A 19,267-nucleotide genomic window follows, 5' to 3' on the forward strand; every position below is an offset into this window, starting at 1 on the left:
AGTGTTAAATAGAGATCTTATATTCGAGCACTGATTCTTTTGCTAAAATTACTTATATGAGGGGAGGAAAGTAAGATGACAAGCAAAGAAATAAAAACAATTTGCGGTTATTGCGGTACTGGGTGCGGACTCGTGCTACATGTAGAAAATAACCATATTATAAAAATCAGAGGAGATAAAGAAGCTCCTGTTAACAAAGGCCAAACGTGTGTAAAAGGCTCTTTTGCTTATAAATATGTACATGCTAAAGGTCGATTAAAGCAGCCGCTATTACGAAAAGATGGCAAATTAACACCTGTTTCGTGGGATGAAGCATTAACATTCATTACTAAGAAATTAACTGACATAAAATCAACATTCACTCCTGATGCGATTGCAATGTTTGCATGCGCCAGAGCAACAAACGAGGTAAATTATGTAACACAGAAATTTATGAGAGCAGCAATCGGTAATAACAATATTGATGGCTGCAACCGTACTTGACACGCTCCTAGCGTCGCCGGTCTGGCGACTGTATTTGGAAGCGGTTTTCCTACAAATACTGTTGAGGAATTTGAAGAAACCGATGTTATATTACTCATGGGCTCTAACACATCAGAGGCTCACCCGATCATTGCAAACCGTATAAAAAAAGCAGTTAAAAAAGGTGTTACACTTATTGTCATTGATCCTAGAGAAATCGATATGGTTAAGTTTGCTAAGTCTCATCTTAAAATAAATGTTGGCAGTGACATTGCACTAATGAATGCATTTCTTCATGTCATTATAAAAGAACAATTGTATGACGCTAAGTTTATCGAGAGAACATCAATGAATTTCGATCAACTTAAGAAGCATGTAGAAACATATACCCCTGAGTATGCTGCTTCGATTACTGGTCTTTCACCAGAACAAATTATTAAAGTAGCAAGAACCTATGCGTCAGCACCAAATGCGATGATTGCCTATACATTAGGAATAACAGAACATCATTGTGGCGTAAATAATGTTTTTGATATTGCTAATCTAGCACTGCTCACTGGTCATATTGGAAAGAAAGCAAATGGAATCATGCCGCTAAGAGGACAAAATAATGTTCAAGGTGCCGGCGACATGGGCTGCTTACCAAATCAGCTTCCAGGTGCCCTAAGTCTTTCAGTCAAAGAGAATCGAGAAATCTTTGAAAAGGCTTGGGACGTAGAACTTAATCCAAATGTCGGGAACACGCAAACACGTATGCTGGAACGGATGACAAATGGGGAAATTAAAGCGCTATATGTCATCGGAGAAAACCCTATTATTGCAGATGTTCATATGTCCCATACAACAGCTGCATTTAAGAACCTTGATCTGCTGATTGTCCAGGACATTTTCTTAACGGAAACGGCTGAAATAGCTGATGTTGTCCTCCCAGCTAGGTCGTGGGGAGAAGTTGAAGGAACGTATACGAACACAGATCGTCGAATTCAACGAGTTCGTAAAGCGATTGAACCTGAACCAAGTATAAGAGATGATTGGGATATATTATGTGAACTATCTACTCGTTTAGGCTACCCTATGAGCTATAGCAACAGCGAGGAGATTTGGGATGAGCTTCGAACTCTTGTCCCTCATATGTATGGCGGTATGCCTTACTCTCGTTTGGATCAAGAGGGGGGATTACATTATCCTTGCCCTTCGACAGACCACCCAGGAACGTTTGTTATACTTGAACATTTCCATAACGATACATTTACTAGCAAAAAAGCACCGTTTACACCTGTACACTATACACCTCCTATCGAACAGCCTGATAAGGAGTACCCGTATACATTAACTACAGGCAGACGCTATGAATCTTATAATACACACACACAGACAAAGTATTATGCTGATGGTGTCAAATTAAAACAAACTGAAGAAACGATTGATATACATCCTGAAGATGCCAAGAAGCTCGCTGTTTCAAATGGTGATCTAGTAGAAGTTAGTTCTCGACGCGGTTCGTTAACAGTACCCGTAAAGGTTACTGAGCAAGTTGCACCAGGCTTGGTCTTTATGAGCTTTCACTGGTCTGAGGTCCCAACAAATATACTAACCATCGATGAATATGATCCAATTTCAGGAACAGCAGAATTTAAAGCGTGCGCAGTGAAGATTCGTCCCATCTAAATGAATAAAGCAGGTTGCCCACGATGGCAATCTGCTTTTTTTCAAAAAAGTTTTTCCTTCCGACTGCAAATTCGTGATATATATCACACTCCTTCACCTCCGGAAGCTTTAAGATATGAGTAAGGAATCCATAGTTTTTGAATGTTCAAACTTCAAATTAAACCAACTATACATAGAATAACATTTTGGAAAGGGGAGCAAATCGATGGACTTAAGTAATTTTATAGTATGGACAATTTATCCATATGTCGTAGTGTTTATCATGATCATTGGATTAGTATGGTCCTATGAAGAAAAAGAAATGAAAACGTTCAAAAGAATAAAGACTGAAAATAAGTTCATCCTGCTGTTTGTTGCTTTTCTTCTAATTACTGGGCTAACTTCCCTATTTATTGTTGACGGTACTGTTGTGATCATTGCTCAATGGCTGATTGGCCTTACACTGCTTAAGCCAGACATTATAATGATAACTACTGCCCCTTTCATTTTACAGCTTCATCTATTTAGTGTCATAACATTTTTTGGATTATTACCATTTTTAAAAACTTATCGCTCATTGATTCTACTGCCGATTGATGTATACCAATATGTTACAAAAAAAAGACTATCTACGGTATGTGAAGATAAAGATAATATCATCTAATTTAAAAGGGGATGTCTCCAGAGTAACAGCTCTCCTCGGTTCGAGGTGACTGTTACTTAGGAGACATCCCTATTCAATCTTAGTTCGAAAATATAAACACAGTATTTTCATCCTTTTTCCATTGTACTCTAGCCCCAAGTGACTCACTAATAAAACGAACTGGAACGTAAGTCGTACCGGTTCTTACTTGTGCAGGTACACTTACATTAATCGTTTGATCATTTACTTTTGCTTCATTTGAACCGACAACTAATGTAATATTTGTGCCGTCCTTAGTCGCTGTTATCGTTTTTGTTTCTTGATTCCAACGAACTGTTGCTCCTAATTTTTCAAATATACCTCTTAATGGAACCATTGATGTTCCATTTAAAATAAACGGACTTTGTGAATATGACTGTAGCTCATTATTAATCATTACTTTGATCGGAATTAATTCCGGCTGCTTTGGTTGAGTTGTCTGCAAATTAATTTTAATTAACCTTTTTTGACTATCAACACTGACTGTTGCTCCTAATGCTTCTGTTACAAATCGAACTGGAACCATTGTTCTATTGTTTACCAATTGGGCTGGAACATCAAGCGTAACATTCTGACCGTTAATTGTTGCATTTCTTGATCCAAGTTTTAATGTAATATTTCGATCTTCTTTTGTAGCTGTAATTGTCTGCGTCTCTTGATTCCAACGTAACGTTGCACCAAGACTTTCAAATGTTTCTCTGAGCGGAGCTAATACCCTGTTATTAATAATAACCGGATCCTGATCAAAGGATTGCAGCTTCCCATTGATTTCTATTTGATAAGGAGGGGTCATTTGGTACCCGTTAGCTTTGGCGATCTCTGGAAAACTATTATTTGAGCGTAAAATAATAACCGGTGTGTTAATTTTCACTTGATCAAATAACCATCGAATTTCTTCATTATGCATACGAACACAGCCGGCACTTACATAATTACCGATAGAACTTGGATTATTATTACCATGAATAGCATAGACATTCCCGCTGGTTCCACGAGCATTTATTCCTAACCATCTGTCACCTAAAGGGTTTCTAGGGTCACCACCCGGTATATTATTCGTATAGTAAGGTCTATTTTTTATTTTATTAACGATTTTAAAATGCCCTTCAGGGGTTAGTTCATTCGTTCTTCCAGTGCCGACGGAAAAGGTTTTGACAAGTTCCCCATTATTAAAAAATGCCAGCTTATTGTTGGTTTTATTAATAATAATTAACTGGTCATTCGTCGCAGTATAGCCAGTATTTATTTGAATGACAAAGCTAGAAATAAATAAAAATGTAAATAAAAGAAGAATTTTTTTCAATAATTATCAACCTCTTTCTCATCCATTCTTTATTATGAAAGAACCACTAATCAATAGGATTCTTTAACACAAATGTAAGAATAGAATTATATTAATCTACTATAAATTTCTTCCAAACTATGTTAAAACCCTTTTTATTTTTACAATAAAGTTACAAAAGAAATTATTTTGTTAATTCAAAAAAAAAATCAAGCAATCGGTAAATGATTGCTTGATTGCATTCATTTTATTCACTTAGAACGAGAAGCTAACCATTTCTTGACAGTAGGATATGTCTTTTTCTTTGCTTTCGGTCCAAAGCAGACGGACACATGTCCTGTTGGCATAACTTCATATTGTTTGTCTTTACTAGAAATCACATTCATTAATGCTTCAACTTGATGAGGCATAGCAATATGATCTCTTTCAGCCGATATATTCAATACATTTGCATTAATTTGTCTTAAATCTACTCTCCTTCCACGAATTTCGAGTTGGCCATTGATTAGTTTATTTTGTTGATAAAAATCTTTTATCCATTGTCGATACGCTTCACCAGGAAACGGAATACCGTCTCCAACCCACTTTTGCATATACTTCCAATTTGTAACAAAACTATCATTTGTACTATTCTCTAGAAGTGATTTATACGGACCATAAAAATTTGTAATTGGCTTTAACATCTTATTACCAAAATCAATCATTTCAGGTGGGATATTTCCAAGGACATCCACTGCTTTATCAACATTAAAATAGCGTTCATCGACAAAATTTGCATATAATCCTGTATCAGCAAAATCAAAAGGGCTCGTCATAAATATCAGATTTCTAATTGGCAAATGTGTATAGATTGAAGCAAAAATGGCTGTCATTGTTCCGCCCATACAATAGCCCAGGATTGAAATTTCGTCAGCTTTTGATGTTCGTAATACTTTCCCTACTGCTCGCGGCATATATTCTATAATATAGTCATCGAGTTTTAAATGACTATCTTCTAGCCCTGGTGTACCCCAATCAAGCAGATAAACATCAAAGCCTTCGTTCACTAAATACTCTATAAAGCTATTACCTTTCTTTATATCGAGAATATATGATTTATTAATAAGAGCATAAATCATTAATAATGGTGTCTTATATTTTTGGGGCCTTTTAGAAATATATCGATATAATTTTGTTTTGTTTTTTGTCCAAATAACTTCTTTTGGTGTCTGACCAACCTCTGGATCAGCATCCGTTGTTAACACTTCTAATGTACGTTTGTACTTTTGATATGCATCTCCAATCCCAAGAGGGTGACTTTGTAATAACTTTTCCCACTCTTTGACAATAGAAGTCATCATTCTCTACCTATCCCCTACCTTTCATCGATAATTGAAAGGACATTTTCATATATGCTTTTTTTACTTTGCCTTTCTGCTCGGGGGATTACTTGTTAACATTTCGATGATATTTGTTAATGTTGTAATTTTCTCAGTAAGATCTTTCACTTCTTTTCTTAACTCAGCTACTTCAAGTTTTACATCTCTTTGTGTATCTTCAACCATAACTTCTAAATCATCTACCTTTGCCTCAGTGTTGACAACTAATGAAGCAACATTAGCTATATCTTCTTTTGAAGGCAAATTCATCTGATTTAAATAAGTATTTGCATATTCTCTAATCATTTTTTTATACAAAAGATTCATGTCTAACATCTTACCTAACATTGCTGAAAAATCTTCATGTCCTATACTTTCATCTACGATTTTGCTCCAGTAAGACTCAGAATAATCATACAACTCTTTTGCAAACATAAATGGATCATAAGAATTTTGTTCCTTCAATTTATATTTCTCCTCTCAACAATATTCACTTTAGCTTATGTCCGTTCTCTTTATTCAAGAACTAAAAATGATTGCATATTTTTGGATCAAGTACTTTTCCAAGAAAGCATTTTTATGAGTTTGATAAATATACATATAAAAAAATATTTGACAAAGATAACCATATAGGTGTAAATTACACATAGATACATTTTTCCAACAAATGTTACATATGTATATATAAACTAGCAATGAATTGGAAAAAAACACAACATTACTATTCAATCATGTAATCAATTAATTTTAAATTTTTAAAATTCTTAGGGGGTATTAATCATGTCAACAACAAAGCAAAAAGAAAATCAGGAACTTTTTGGTCACATTGATACAATTTGGGATTTTTGGTTAAATAGTGTTTCTAATGCTTATTCTTCTCAAAGTGCAATTGAAAATAATGCTGTTCATTTCTTTGGACAACAAAATGAACTTTGGGCAAAAACAAGAGAAAATATTGAACTCGTTGAAAAGAACCTTCAAAATACTATTGATGAAATCCGTAAACGCGTTCAGGAAAGTGCGCAAGCTTTTACGGGTGAGCAAAAAGGTTATCAATGGGATCAATGGAGTGAGCAACTAAATGACATTGCAGCTCGTATTGAACAGATTGCACTAACTCCTGGTCAGGCAAATATTAAAGTGATAAAGCAATCGATTGACCAAATGGAAAAAAACACAAAAGAATTCGTATCACAACAACAACAAAACCGTGAAGAAATCCGTACTTTGTTCGATCAGTATTTCTTAAATGTGCGGGACACTCAAAAAGGTATGTTACAAAGAATGAATCAAAATACAACAGAATGGATTAGTGCTTTCAAATTATAATTAGTTCCTCTCTGTCTATTCCCATGTCACTAACAGCTTCTTGAATTAACATCTTAAGAGAAATGGGGAGATTCATTTGAATATTTATGAGAAAGCAAGAAATGTAATTAGTAAACCATATGCACAGATACAGGTTGGAGAACAAGCAACCCTAAGTAAGACAATAACAAATGAAGATGTCTTTGAATTTGCAAGGATAACTGGAGATGTAAATCCTATTCATTTGGATGATGAATTTGCCAAAAAGACATTCTTTAAAGAACGGATTGCACACGGTATGCTAACAAGTGGCTACATTTCTGCAATATTAGGAACAAAATTACCAGGTACAAATTCAGTTTACTTATCTCAAGATTTAACGTTCAAAGCACCTGTAAAAATTGGTGATACAATAACTGTCATAGCTGAAGTGATCCAAAAACGAGACGATAAACGGTTGATTACCTTACAGACAAATGTATTTAATCAAGAAAATAAGAAAGTTGTCGAAGGTAAAGCAACGATAATGAAACGGGAGTAGCTTAGATGCTACTCCCCTTTTGCATTTCGATGTTATAATAATGGATAATATTGTCTGACATGAACCCCACTTCTTTGGTTCATCATAGTTGATAAGGAGGTGGATAACATGGCAAGCAACAACAGTAATTCAAACCAATTAGTTGTTCCCGGCGTACAACAAGCTCTAGATCAAATGAAATATGAAATTGCTCAAGAGTTTGGCGTTCAACTTAATGCTGATTCTACTTCTCGTTCAAATGGTTCAGTAGGTGGCGAAATTACAAAGCGTCTTGTTCAAATGGCTGAACAACAATTAAATGGTTCACAACAATTTTAATGTTTAAACAAAATAATTTCATATTGATGGCTATTGGGGATGTTTATATCACATCCCCTCATTAATTTTCATCAAAAATTGGAGGAAAACATGACAAAACGAAAACATTTTCATAACGCTGCCCAGAAAAACAATATGACACCAACGGAAAGTATGTTCAATGAGGAAGTTGCCAGTGAAATCATACCTGACGATCATAAAAAAGGCAAAAAGAAAAGAAGGAGCTAGATCCTTCTTTTTCTTTTGCAATTTTTCTCACGTGTAATAATCTTAAATTTTAAATTTAGAAACTAGTTCTTTAAATTGTCGTGCAAGATCCTCTAAATGGCTTGCAGAATTGCTAACCTCCTCCATTGTCGCTAGCTGTTCCTGGGAAGAAGCAGCGATATGTTGAGTACTATTTGAAGATCTTCTTGCGATTTGAGCAAACTCTTGTACTATTGCACTAACTTGTTGTGAGCCTGCAGAAAGCTCTTCTGATACTGCGGACATCTCTTCGATTTGGATCGATATTTCTTGTTGAGAATGAAGGATTTCTGCAAAAATAGTTGCTACATTTTGAATATCCTCTATTCCTGTTTCCACACATTCCTTGTTCGTATTCGTTGCATTAACTGCTTCATTTGTATTTACTTTAATATTGTGAACAAGGTAATTAATTTCTTCCGTTGATTTCGCAGTTTGGTTTGCGAGTTTTCTAATTTCATCAGCAACAACTGCAAAACCTTTACCTGCATCACCGGCTCTAGCAGCTTCTATCGCAGCATTTAGTGCTAATAAATTTGTTTGGTCAGATACATTTTTAATTACCTCAAGGAATGCTTCAATTTGTTCAGATTCTTTTTTTAAGGCAAGGATGGCATCAGTCGTACTTTGTGCACCATCTTGGATATGCTGCATTTGTTGAAGTGATTTTTGAACAACATGATTCCCTTTATTAGCTTGATCAGTCATATTATTTGAAAATTCGGCAACAGCAGAAGCCGTGTCTGCTAATTTTGCAATCCCGACTGTCATCTCTTCAATTGCTGTTGAACTCTCTTCCGCACTGCTTGTTTGTCCTTCTGCTCCTCTAGCCAGTTCTTCAGTAGCAGCAGCAATTTGAGCATTTGCTTCATTTGTATATTCTGCACTCCTCGTTAGTTGCTCAGCTGAATGTGAAACATCTTGTGCACTATTTGTAACTTTCTTGATCATTGCAGACATATTATTCGTAATTTGATCAAATACATTCATCAATTTTCCAATCTCGTCTTTCTTTTGTAATAAATGATCAGGAATGTTTTCGGAAAAATCTCCAACGGCCATTTTTTGACCATGATGTACTGCATGTGATAACGGTTTCACGATTGCTGTATTTGTAAACATAATAATACAAATTGTACTAATAACAACAACAGCAAATACGAATAGTAATGTAATGTTACGCTTTTCTTTGATAATCGCATCGACATCATTAACATAGACTCCTGTACCAATAATCCACTCCCATGGCTCAAAGCCTGCAACATAAGACAACTTTGGTTCTACCCGATTCGTATCTGCATAATATTGCCATTCATATGGAACATATCCAGCCCCATTTTTCTCAACTTCATGGACAAACTCGACAAATAAATTCAAGCCATTTGGATCTTTAATATTAGTTAAATCTTCTCCATGAAGATCGGGACGAAAAGGATGCATAATCATTCTCGGATGAGCATCATTAATCCAAAAGTAATCTTGGTTCTCATCACCAAACGTCATACTTCGAATTGCACCTATTGCTTCCTGTTGGGCTTCTTCCCGGGTTAATACTCCAACTTGTTCAAGGTTGTAATAATGATTCAAAATTGACATGCCTACATTAACTAATTCTTTTGTCTGCACTTCTTTTTCATTATAAATAGCATCCTTTGTCGAAGGTAAAATATAAAAAAAGCTTAGTAACATAAATAAAACAATCGGTATAAAGCCAAGAAGCAACAATTTTCCTTTCACACTATGAAAGAACATCCCCGATCCACCCCACTATATCCAAATTAATATTCATTTCGACAAAGATAGAGTAAGATCCTGCTTAATAAGCACCTAGTAAAATAAGATCAATAATATTTATTCCTTTACTAATAGCTTACCTAGTTTTGTTTACTGAATTTCAGACCAAAAAAACTACACCTCCAATTGTTAGACTGTGTCTAACAATTGGGGTGCAGTTCAGACCCTTGTGCTTTACAGTTTTACAACTGTTCTTCCCTTTACTTTTGCTTGTAATATGTTTGACAATACTTCAGGAAGTTCTTCTAGCGAAATTTCATGAACTAAATCATTTAGCAGCTTTTCTGGTTTTAAATCAGTAGCCATTCTTTCCCATACTTGTAATCTCTCATCCATCGGACAGTAGACAGAATCAATCCCTAGTAGGCTTACACCTCTTAATATAAATGGAAATACAGTTGTATTTAGTTTATGCCCACCTGTTAATCCACTAACAGCCACAGCACCACCATACTTTGTTGTACTTAATGCATAAGCTAATGTATTGCCTCCAACAGGATCAACAACACCGGCCCATTGCTGCTTGTCAAGAGGACGGAATTTCTCTGGTGAAACTGCTTCCCTGGATACAATTTTCTTTGCCCCTAACGTATGTAAGAAATCATGCTCCGATTCCTTCCCTGTACTCGCAGTTACATCAAAGCCTAAATTTGCAAGCATTGACACAGCTACACTTCCAACTCCACCAGTTGATCCTGTTACAAGAACCGGACCAGATTCAGGCGTTAATCCATGAGCTTGAAGACGTTGTACAGATAAAGCTGCCGTAAACCCAGCTGTACCATAAATCATCGCTTCCCTCATCGTTAATCCTTTAGGTAGAGGGACTACCCACCCAGCTGGAACTCTGGCATATTCACTGAAACCACCAAAATGAGATACACCAAGTTCATAACTAGTTACAATCACCTCATCTCCTTCAGTGAATTGTGAACTCGTTGAGGAAACAACTGTTCCAGCTAAATCGATTCCAGGTACGAATGGATATGAGGTGACTATATTTCCGTTTGCAATAGACGCTAGTCCATCCTTAAAATTAACACTTGAGTAATGTACTTTAACCAATACATCGCCTTCAGGGAGATTATCTAGAGATAATTCTTCAATATTTATTGTGACATTTTCCTCTTTCTTATCTACAACTAATGCTCGAAATGTATTCATTCGTTCCCCTCCCAATAATATTGTTATAAAACATTGCACATCCATTATAACGTATTTACCTACTTTTCAGAATATTAATTCAAAAATTAATACAATAAACTAAGCATTGCTTAGATAAATTTATTCAATACTCTCACTCATGTTAAATCTTCTAACATAGTTTTTTTCTTTTACACTTGTTTATAATTTTTTCAAATGGAAAAAATATAGATATTCTCAAAGAGGAGTGATGATAATGGAAGTCAATATGAGTGCAAATGATGTCATTAATCAAATTAACCAATTACATGATACTGGGGAACCGCTCAATAAGAAAAAAATCAAAAAATCTCATCCGGAATTAATGAAAAGTGCTCTTTATTATTTTCCAAGTTGGGAACATGCGCTACAAGAAAGTGAAGTAGAAAAATCTTCGTAATGAAAAACCGGAACACAAAAAGGCAAATGTCGTGTTATGACAAGACATTTGCTTTTTTGTGTTCAATTTTCATCGAGAAAGAGTAAAAAAGCTTGTTAAGGAAAAAGTATAACAACAGGGGGTGATGGTAATGGGTAAAAAAAGAGACAATGGAAAAAAAGCGGCTAAAAATCCTGGCAACCAAAGTGTCAATCCTCTCGGCAATTCTCCGGATACTGAATTTGCAGGAGAGGTGTATAGCCAAGGTGCAGAGGCCGCCAAGAAAAAGAATACGAAATAAATATGATAAACGAGTATCTGTTCAGGGTACTCGTTTTCATGTATAACTATATGTTTGATAGATTAAAGTTGCTTTTTTATCGCGTATCTGCTTCACTGAAGAAAAAGATATATCGCTTAGGGGGAAAATGGTGTATTTATTTATTATCAATAAAAAATCAGCTCACGGTAAAGGGGAAACAGTCTGGAGGAAGGTCGAAAAGGAACTTCTAAACTACCCATACGAGTACGATGTTGTCTATACAAATCTAAAAGGAACGATTTCAATTCCAAATAAAAGTTATCATTCTATTATTGTTGTAGGTGGAGATGGAACAATCAATGCAGTTATTCAAGAATTAGCTAACAGAAAGATTCCTCTTGGAGTAATTCCCGCTGGATCCGGGAATGATTTCGCACGGGCATTGAACATTCCCTTTGATCATAAGCAAGCCTTAGAAAAAATAATAAATAGTAAAAACAAGCAATCTTTAGACTCAATCATAGTTAATGGAAATACCTATTGTATTACTGTTGTAGGGGTTGGATTCGATGGGTTAGTAGCCAAAGTGACAAATGAATCAAAACATAAAAAGCGATTAGGAAAATTTGCTTATTTGTTTTATGTGATTAAATTGTTATTTCAATTTAAACCCACAACCGTAACCATAAAATATGATGATAAAGTTGAAGTATTACACCAAGTATGGTTTATTGCTGTTGCAAACCTTCCATTTTATGGTGGCGGCTTACATATTTGTCCGAGCGCAATTGGTTATGATGGCTATCTAAATGTATGTATTGTTAAGGGTGTTTCGAAATTTGAGATTTTACGTGTCTTGCCAAGGGTATACTCAGGAAAGCATATTACTCATCCCGCAGTACATATGAGGAAATGTAAAAAAATGGAAATCTTAGCAGACGTACCTTTGTATGTACAAGGTGATGGTGAGTATATTCAAACAACACCAGCAGTCATTGAAATTGCGGAAAAATCCATTTATTTTAAAAACTAGATTGTGTTTAAAACTAAAATAACTGAGCGAGCTATTCTCACTCAGTTATTTACTCAAACAGATGAATTATTAAAAGCATCACCAGAAGCCCAATAATGAATGAATATGTTGCTTGTGTTGCATGACCGTCTCCATGACTTTCTGGGATTAATTCTTTATAGACAATATATAGCATTGCACCGGCCGCAAAAGCTAACCCGTAAGGAACTAAATTGGACACATAGTCCATTAAGAAATAGCCAATGATTGCAGTGATAATTTCAACAGCACCAGTAAGAGTTGCAATGATAAATGCCTTTAATTTACTAACATTTTGTTTTACTAAAAAAAGAGCGACCAGTAATCCTTCTGGTGCGTTCTGTACTCCAATTGCAAAAGCAATTAATGGACCTAAACTCTCATCGCCACTCGCATAACTGACCCCAACTGATAACCCTTCAGGAAGGTTGTGCAACGTAATCGCTGCAATGATGAGTAAAGCCTTCTTATCAAAAGATATTCCTTTCACATTATGTCCGATATCAATATGAGGAATATACTTTTCAAGAATGGTAAGCACAATTGTACCGATTAATACACCAATTGAAACGGTATAGAAATTACTTGTCTCAAATGCAGTAGGAATTAAACTGAATGTTACAGCTGCTACCATAATTCCAGCAGTAAGAGCTAATAGAATATCTCGCCAGCGGTGAGTAATGTTTTTGAAAAAAAAGATTGGCAACGCACCTAGCCCTGTAGCTAAGGCTGAGAGTGTACTGCCTAAAAGTAAAAGTTCCATACTGCATCTCCAAAACTAGATTATCCCGCATTAACGCGTAAGCCCTCCACTAATGGAAGGTTTATTCCTTATTTTAAATTGTGAAGAAAAAAAAGTCCAATATTTTGGACTTTTTTCGACATATTCCTATCAAACTTATGACATCCACTTTGGCGGGGTATTTTTATCCCAATAGATCTTTCCAAGTTCGTGATGATTTTCATAGTTATCAAAAACCGTATGGTAATGAAAATTAAACCAGTGCCCTTGCTTTGGCGGATGGTCTCTTCTAACGTGAAAACGAACTATATCTTTTCCATTACGGCCATCATAAATATGAAAAATCTTCTCTGATATGCCGCTGGAAGGAAGTTCAGTTACAACTAAATTGCGCAATACTTCCTCTTCCACTTCATTACTTAACATAGCAATTACCTCTTCAATTTTCGGTAAAATTTCTTCACGGTATTGCTCTCCTACACGGTCGCTAATGATTGGTCCAAATTTTTTAAATGCTTGAACATCAGCCTGTTGTACACTGTAAGATACTAATTGGGTAACAAGTTCATGTTTATCATCTATTTGTGCGGCAATATCCGGCCATTTGGAATCCTCTAGGGTATCGGTACTATCATGTTCAGACACTTCATCTATATGATCGTTATGGTTAACGTCAATATCTTCTACAGTTGGTGAAACTGCTTCTGCTTTTTCTTGATACAAATGCGTTGGTGTTATGATACCTAATGTTACGATTGTTATAATAACAAATGCTGTTTTTCTTAACCAAAGGGGCATTTTCCATTCCCTCACAATCTAGTAATAATTTATCTTACAAGTGCAGAGAAACGATCTACTAATCTTGTAATCTTCTATTACTATTTTAACAAAAATTTCGGCAAATACGATATTACAATTTTACAACATTTGCACAGTTTTTTAAAAAAAAGAAAAAATTCGCAGATGTCTGGCTTCAGCCCCCAGCCACTTTCGCTTTTCAATTAATTCACCTGCATTGATTGGTTTTTAAGATGCTCTTTCTCAGCAGTTGCCTTTCTAATCGACCAATAGCGGTAAAAAAGGAGATATGATAGAACCAGAAATGTTGAGGAGAATAAAAACATATTATTATATCCAATCAATGGGATAATAAAGCCAAAAATAAAAGCACCCAATCCGATTCCAACATCAACCATAATAAAGAAAGTTGCTGTTGCAGCACCAAGTCGATGACTTTCTGCATCTTGAATGATCATAGCTTGATAACTTGGTTGCAGGCTTCCATAACCAACCCCAATTACAATAGCAGCCAAATAAAATAGGAAAGCACCACTTGCTAAGCCAAGAAATATAATCCCGATAAAATATAAAACTGTTCCTATCGTGATAATTAAGAAGGGGCCGTTTCGATCAAACCATTTCCCGGCAATCGGTCTTGTCAAAACTAATGAAATTGCATAAATCGAAAAATACACACCAGCCATTTTGGCATCTCCTAATTCAACCGCATAGAGTGCGATATAAGATGCAATCCCTCCAAAAACAATGGATATAAACATCATGGCTACTGCCAAACGCAATGCTTTCTTTTCAATTAATGTATTAATCCAATAAGAAATATCCTCTTTCCTTCTTAATGAAAACTTTCGTTGATTTTTATGTGTAACATACTGTTGATTTGGCGACCGCAATAACAATGACAACAAAAATCCGATTAATGCAGCACTTATACAGATGATAAACATAAACGAATAGCTTATTTGTTCTGCCAAAAACATTCCAACTATCGGACCAATACACATAGCAATCATCCCAAACGTTCCAAAGTAGCCGATTCCTTCTCCTCGACGATTCTTTGGAATCCATTCAGCAGCCATTGTCCCGGCAGCTGTAGTTGCCATTCCAAAACCAAAGCCATGAACAAATCTAAGAAGTAATAATAATAAAACAGTATTTACGAATAAATAACCAGATGTAGCAATTAGTAAAATAATAATTCCAATTAAAAAAATCTTAATTTGGCTACTTTGATCCATTAGATAGCCGGTGTAAGGTCTTGAAATAACGGCAGCAATTGTAAAAATACCAATAATGAGTCCAACTTGACTTTCCTTAGCATGTAAAAATTCAACTAAATAAACAGGTAATGTGGGTAATAACATAAAAAAGCTCATAAAAAAAAGAAAATTTATTACACAGAGAAGAATAAACCGTTTCGTCCATAATTGATTCGTTTGTTCATCTTTTAACACTCACTATCCACCTCAATTTTTACAAATGGGAAGCCCAAATTTATTTAGACTTACGAAATATTATTATAAAATAAAAAAGCTCTTTCGTAAAATATTTCAAAATAGTTTTTTTCTCGATGATACTTCTTTTGTTACAACATAGCTCTTCAAACATTGGTCTAAATTATGAAGCTCAACAATATAGATAGCTTATACCCGATCATTTCGTAAGTAAAGGAGGCTATTTTATATTGGTGCGTTACTTTGAGAAATTACAACAATTTTTTACCTCTGAAAACTCTCGAGACTCTGCAATAATTAGCCTGTTAGCATTTATTGTTTATCTATTTATGATTTGGTCAATTTTATATATTTCATAAAACTGGTTTGAAATCGTTGCTAAACAAAAACAGGGTCAAATGAATTGGACAAGCTCATTTGACCCTTCAATTATTATTTGAATTTTTTCCAATCTAAATTACTTTCTTCAAATAACTCTTCAAACGATTTATTTTTTTCACGTTCAATTCTTTCTTTAATTTTTTTCTGACGTAAAGCTTCTTCTTTTCTTTCTTCCTCAAGCTTTAAATTTTTCTTAGTATCCTTAAGTTTTTCCCATATACCCTTATCAATTCGACTTTCAATATCAAGTATATTTTCATTCTTCTTCATTATGTTCCCCCTCTTTTAACCACATTTACTGGTAATACTAACATTTATTTTCGTGTACAAGTTGTTTATGTTTTGGCCCATTATTGCACATGATACGTACATAAGTCAAAACTGGAGGTGCAACAAGTTCAATGGTATTTATTCTGTTTATAATTGCGGCAGTTATCACTGTTTTTGTTGCCATCAAATTATCAACATATGCCGATGTGATTAGTGAGAAAACTGCAGTGGGAGGCATGCTAATCGGTGCAATGCTGCTTGCAGGTGCTACATCATTACCAGAAATTACAACGAGCTATACATCAATCATGTTGGATAGTCCCGATCTAGCTGTTGGTAATTTAATTGGAAGTAATATGTTTAACTTATTAATACTGGCTGCTTTAGACCTATATTTTCGAAAAGAACAAGTATATGACAAAGTGTGGATACAACATCGGTACACAGCGATTATCGGTATAGCCCTATCGGCTTTAATATTGTTTTCATTACGAAATGCACCAATGTATTCGTATTTAGGCATTGGACTTGATACTTTTCTTATGTTACTGATTTATATTGCAGGGATGGCATTACTATCCCGCTATACACAATCACCAAATAAAAAAGTAACCAATTCAGCTACCGAAAAAACAGAGCCGGAGTCACCAATAACCGTTAAAAGGGCCATGATTGGCTTTGCCATCTCTGCTATCATCATCTTAGCATCCGGTACAACATTAACGATTGCCGGTGATCAAATTGCAATCATTACCGGTATCGGTGCAAGCTTTGTTGGAAGCTTTTTAATTGCATTGTCAACTTCTTTACCGGAAGCCGTTGCCTGTTTCGTCGCATTTCGTATTAGAAACTTCAATTTAGCAATTGGTTCAATTTTAGGAAGTAATTTATTTAATGTATTGATTTTAGCTGGAACAGATATTTTCTATCGACCAGGTGCAATATTATCGATTGTTCAACCAGTACATCAAATCACTGCTGCACTCGTCATTGTTTTGTATTCGATTACCTTCTTTTCTTTAACACAAGTACAAGTGCTTCGACCAAGGCTATATTTCATACCTTCAACACTTGTTGTTGCCTTATATTTAGTTTCAAGTTACTTCATTTTTATTTACACCTAATACTTGAAGGAATATCGAACCGTACTCGTATCATTCCGATCAAACGTCCTTTCCGTATATGTAATACGATTATGGTTATCAATCATTAAAACGGTTGATGACCTTGTTCCATAATTAGGACTTTTTATAAAAATGGGTGAGAGCTGTCGCTCAAGGACAATACCAACACCTGTTTCAGGCAGCTCCTCATCGATTGCTTTCGTATTATCAGTTAAAGTATGTAATAAACATTCTTCATTTTCATCAATCTCACTATCAATACATGACCGTAATAACTGCTTCCCTTTTGTTACTTTTGGCCATGAGGTATCTAAATAGGCATTACTTAAGCCGTACAGCCCAGCTGCTAACTCAGTGATCTTAGTTTCTCTGTTGGAGTAGTAAAAGAGTTTCGATTGATCAGCAACAAGGAGATTAAAACCGTTATAGAGATGGCCTTGCGATTGAATTCTGGTTAAATAGTCATATGGTGATTCATCTCCAATTAAAAATTGACTCACTAATTCACCACGTGTCCTCGCATTAGCGATAGTGTTTGTTTCCCTGAAATTAGTTAAAGCTGCAAATCGCCCGTTCTTCGTTACACCCATCCAAGTTCCAAGCCCCTCCATGTCACGCCCTGCCAATATATGTGGAAAATCACCCCAATAATGAGCTTTTTCTGTCGGTCTCTCATAAAACTCATCTCTATTTGCTGCAACAATTAATCGATAATTATGATGATAATGATATGCAAAATTAATTAAACACATAGTTGCACCTTCTCCTACTCAATCATTTATATTTTTCATTTTATTGCAGATTACAAATACTGTAAACAAAAAGAGGAGAGAGATTTAGAACTCTCCCCGATCACCATCCGTATTGCTATAGCCAAATTCTAAATGGTTAGGTAAAAACAGTGATTCATTATTCATTGCAGCTTTAATTTGATCCACACTATACCCATTTGTCTGTATTTTCATTTCTTCTTCAATCTTCCTTAAATCATCCTCAAGATTGTCTGTAGGTAAATTTACGGCCTTATACTCATTATATTTTTGGATCAAAGTTTGATGTTTTTCAGTTAACATATTGACCTTTTCCATTTTTTCAAAATATGTCTGCGGTTGATTACTCACTCTCACCATCCCCTTACATATTAAGATTCTTATTATTATACCCCTAATTTTATGTTTGGATGAGCATGTTTCTATTAACCACTGAGTACATTGAATTATAACTTTTTTTAGGGGGAAAATAGATGGAAGAAAAAAAGCTGCAGGGACTGTTATTTTTAGCGACATGTTGTGAACGAACTTACGATCAATATGAAAACAATGGCGATTTCGTAATTCCAAAAGGGTTCGAATTAATTACTGGTTTTAAAGCGACCGCATTTAGCTCAACGGAATGGTTTGGTTTTATTATTGAATCAAACAAGCATATTATTGTTGCTTTTCGTGGGACAATTACAGATCCTGATTGGGTGGCCGATGCTGAGGTAAATCAAGTAAACTTTCCATTTGCCCCGAACACCGGTAAGACTCACTATGGATTTACAAGTATTTATCAGTCTTGCCGAGATGAGATTATTAGCTCATTAAAGAAAAGACCAGCTCACAAAAAATTATATTTTACTGGACATAGTTTAGGCGCTGCACTTGCTACATTGGCTGTTGTCGATGCTGCTGAAAACACACAATTTACCAATCCGATGATTTGTACTTTTGGCAGTCCCAGAGTGGGAACACCTTATTTTTCAAAAAAGTACAGTTCAATGATTCAAAAAAGTATCCGCGTTGTTAACATTTTCGATCTCATCCCTATGGTTCCTCCAGCTCAAATCAACATACCATTTTCATCAGTTACGTGGAAATACAAGCATGTACCTTCAGCATTGAACATTTATATTCAAACTGGAAATGTACATGGCAATCATTCCCTGGCTACGTATAAAAAAGGACTCATATCTTTACCACTGAGTTCATTAAGAAAATAAGCATG

Annotated in this window: 22 protein-coding genes; 11 read left to right on the forward strand and 11 right to left on the reverse strand. The window is 35.2% G+C overall.

Annotated features, from left to right (window positions below; genetic code table 11):
• Positions 1–75: 75 nt before the first annotated feature.
• Both fdhF and ACJ2A9_RS04145 read left to right on the forward strand, forming a co-directional pair.
• On the forward strand, positions 76–2,130 hold the full coding sequence (gene fdhF / locus ACJ2A9_RS04140; protein ID WP_441420331.1) for a formate dehydrogenase subunit alpha: 2,055 nt from the start codon (positions 76–78) through the stop codon (positions 2,128–2,130).
• 205 nt (positions 2,131–2,335) lie between these two features.
• Positions 2,336–2,773, forward strand: coding sequence for a respiratory nitrate reductase subunit gamma (locus tag ACJ2A9_RS04145; protein WP_441420332.1), 438 nt, complete (start codon positions 2,336–2,338; stop codon positions 2,771–2,773).
• Between the two features lie 79 nt (positions 2,774–2,852).
• Here ACJ2A9_RS04145 and ACJ2A9_RS04150 read toward each other — a convergent pair whose 3' ends face one another.
• The 3 genes from ACJ2A9_RS04150 to ACJ2A9_RS04160 form a co-directional block, all read right to left on the reverse strand.
• Complete coding sequence (locus ACJ2A9_RS04150; RefSeq protein ID WP_441420333.1) at positions 2,853–4,094, reverse strand: L,D-transpeptidase family protein; 1,242 nt, start codon at positions 4,092–4,094, stop codon at positions 2,853–2,855.
• A 230-nt stretch (positions 4,095–4,324) separates the two neighbouring features.
• Positions 4,325–5,410 (reverse strand): class III poly(R)-hydroxyalkanoic acid synthase subunit PhaC, encoded by a 1,086-nt coding sequence (phaC, locus tag ACJ2A9_RS04155; protein WP_441420401.1) that lies wholly within the window; start codon positions 5,408–5,410, stop codon positions 4,325–4,327.
• Positions 5,411–5,473: 63 nt separating this feature from the next.
• A complete protein-coding gene (locus ACJ2A9_RS04160; protein WP_441420334.1) occupies positions 5,474–5,896 on the reverse strand; it encodes a polyhydroxyalkanoic acid synthase subunit PhaR in 423 nt (140 codons plus the stop codon).
• A 315-nt stretch (positions 5,897–6,211) separates the two neighbouring features.
• On the opposite strand from ACJ2A9_RS04160, the gene ACJ2A9_RS04165 reads away from it, so the two are divergent.
• The 4 genes from ACJ2A9_RS04165 to ACJ2A9_RS04180 all read left to right on the forward strand — a co-directional run bounded on the left by ACJ2A9_RS04165 (position 6,212) and on the right by ACJ2A9_RS04180 (position 7,826).
• On the forward strand, positions 6,212–6,760 hold the full coding sequence (locus ACJ2A9_RS04165) for a hypothetical protein (protein WP_441420335.1): 549 nt from the start codon (positions 6,212–6,214) through the stop codon (positions 6,758–6,760).
• 76 nt (positions 6,761–6,836) lie between these two features.
• On the forward strand, positions 6,837–7,280 hold the full coding sequence (locus tag ACJ2A9_RS04170; RefSeq protein WP_441420336.1) for a MaoC family dehydratase: 444 nt from the start codon (positions 6,837–6,839) through the stop codon (positions 7,278–7,280).
• Positions 7,281–7,388: 108 nt separating this feature from the next.
• Positions 7,389–7,598, forward strand: a complete 210-nt coding sequence (locus tag ACJ2A9_RS04175; RefSeq protein ID WP_441420337.1) for a small, acid-soluble spore protein, alpha/beta type — start codon at positions 7,389–7,391, stop codon at positions 7,596–7,598.
• Positions 7,599–7,688: 90 nt separating this feature from the next.
• The gene (locus tag ACJ2A9_RS04180; RefSeq protein ID WP_441420338.1) at positions 7,689–7,826 is read left to right on the forward strand and encodes a hypothetical protein; all 138 of its coding nucleotides are present in this window, start codon (positions 7,689–7,691) and stop codon (positions 7,824–7,826) included.
• Between the two features lie 42 nt (positions 7,827–7,868).
• Here the strand turns inward: ACJ2A9_RS04180 and ACJ2A9_RS04185 are convergent, their stop codons facing one another.
• Together ACJ2A9_RS04185 and ACJ2A9_RS04190 are read right to left on the reverse strand one after the other, a co-directional pair.
• On the reverse strand, positions 7,869–9,596 hold the full coding sequence (locus ACJ2A9_RS04185; RefSeq protein WP_441420339.1) for a methyl-accepting chemotaxis protein: 1,728 nt from the start codon (positions 9,594–9,596) through the stop codon (positions 7,869–7,871).
• A 216-nt stretch (positions 9,597–9,812) separates the two neighbouring features.
• Positions 9,813–10,802 (reverse strand): NADPH:quinone oxidoreductase family protein, encoded by a 990-nt coding sequence (locus ACJ2A9_RS04190; RefSeq protein ID WP_441420340.1) that lies wholly within the window; start codon positions 10,800–10,802, stop codon positions 9,813–9,815.
• Between the two features lie 235 nt (positions 10,803–11,037).
• Between ACJ2A9_RS04190 and ACJ2A9_RS04195 the strand changes: the two genes are divergently transcribed.
• The 3 genes from ACJ2A9_RS04195 to ACJ2A9_RS04205 all read left to right on the forward strand — a co-directional run bounded on the left by ACJ2A9_RS04195 (position 11,038) and on the right by ACJ2A9_RS04205 (position 12,494).
• Complete coding sequence (locus tag ACJ2A9_RS04195; protein ID WP_441420341.1) at positions 11,038–11,220, forward strand: hypothetical protein; 183 nt, start codon at positions 11,038–11,040, stop codon at positions 11,218–11,220.
• A gap of 130 nt (positions 11,221–11,350) precedes the next feature.
• Complete coding sequence (locus ACJ2A9_RS04200; protein ID WP_441420342.1) at positions 11,351–11,500, forward strand: small, acid-soluble spore protein L; 150 nt, start codon at positions 11,351–11,353, stop codon at positions 11,498–11,500.
• 130 nt (positions 11,501–11,630) lie between these two features.
• Positions 11,631–12,494: a diacylglycerol/lipid kinase family protein gene (locus tag ACJ2A9_RS04205; RefSeq protein WP_441420343.1), complete on the forward strand. Its 864-nt coding sequence runs from the start codon at positions 11,631–11,633 to the stop codon at positions 12,492–12,494.
• A gap of 49 nt (positions 12,495–12,543) precedes the next feature.
• Here the strand turns inward: ACJ2A9_RS04205 and ACJ2A9_RS04210 are convergent, their stop codons facing one another.
• From ACJ2A9_RS04210 to ACJ2A9_RS04225, 4 genes are all read right to left on the reverse strand, one after another.
• Positions 12,544–13,275, reverse strand: a complete 732-nt coding sequence (locus tag ACJ2A9_RS04210) for a ZIP family metal transporter (RefSeq protein ID WP_441420344.1) — start codon at positions 13,273–13,275, stop codon at positions 12,544–12,546.
• Positions 13,276–13,410: 135 nt separating this feature from the next.
• Positions 13,411–14,052 carry a YpjP family protein gene (locus ACJ2A9_RS04215; protein WP_441420345.1) on the reverse strand — a complete coding sequence of 214 codons (642 nt, stop codon included), beginning with the start codon at positions 14,050–14,052 and terminating at the stop codon, positions 13,411–13,413.
• Between the two features lie 203 nt (positions 14,053–14,255).
• Entirely contained in the window at positions 14,256–15,506 is a 1,251-nt protein-coding gene (locus tag ACJ2A9_RS04220; RefSeq protein ID WP_441420346.1) for an MFS transporter, read from the reverse strand.
• A 432-nt stretch (positions 15,507–15,938) separates the two neighbouring features.
• The gene (locus tag ACJ2A9_RS04225; protein ID WP_441420347.1) at positions 15,939–16,157 is read right to left on the reverse strand and encodes a YqkE family protein; all 219 of its coding nucleotides are present in this window, start codon (positions 16,155–16,157) and stop codon (positions 15,939–15,941) included.
• A gap of 131 nt (positions 16,158–16,288) precedes the next feature.
• Here ACJ2A9_RS04225 and ACJ2A9_RS04230 point away from each other — a divergent pair, with 131 nt between their 5' ends.
• The gene (locus ACJ2A9_RS04230; RefSeq protein ID WP_441420348.1) at positions 16,289–17,281 is read left to right on the forward strand and encodes a sodium:calcium antiporter; all 993 of its coding nucleotides are present in this window, start codon (positions 16,289–16,291) and stop codon (positions 17,279–17,281) included.
• Here ACJ2A9_RS04230 and ACJ2A9_RS04235 read toward each other — a convergent pair.
• Entirely contained in the window at positions 17,278–18,033 is a 756-nt protein-coding gene (locus ACJ2A9_RS04235) for an NRDE family protein (RefSeq protein ID WP_441420349.1), read from the reverse strand. The two genes, ACJ2A9_RS04230 and ACJ2A9_RS04235, sit on opposite strands and share 4 nt — an antisense overlap.
• 84 nt (positions 18,034–18,117) lie before the next feature.
• Positions 18,118–18,402 carry a hypothetical protein gene (locus ACJ2A9_RS04240; RefSeq protein ID WP_441420350.1) on the reverse strand — a complete coding sequence of 95 codons (285 nt, stop codon included), beginning with the start codon at positions 18,400–18,402 and terminating at the stop codon, positions 18,118–18,120.
• 122 nt (positions 18,403–18,524) lie between these two features.
• Between ACJ2A9_RS04240 and ACJ2A9_RS04245 the strand changes: the two genes are divergently transcribed.
• A complete protein-coding gene (locus ACJ2A9_RS04245) occupies positions 18,525–19,262 on the forward strand; it encodes a lipase family protein (protein WP_441420351.1) in 738 nt (245 codons plus the stop codon).
• Positions 19,263–19,267 lie beyond the last annotated feature (5 nt).

The organism is Anaerobacillus sp. MEB173, assembly GCF_052119505.1.
Lineage (GTDB): Bacteria > Bacillota > Bacilli > Bacillales > JBJMAU01 > JBJMAU01.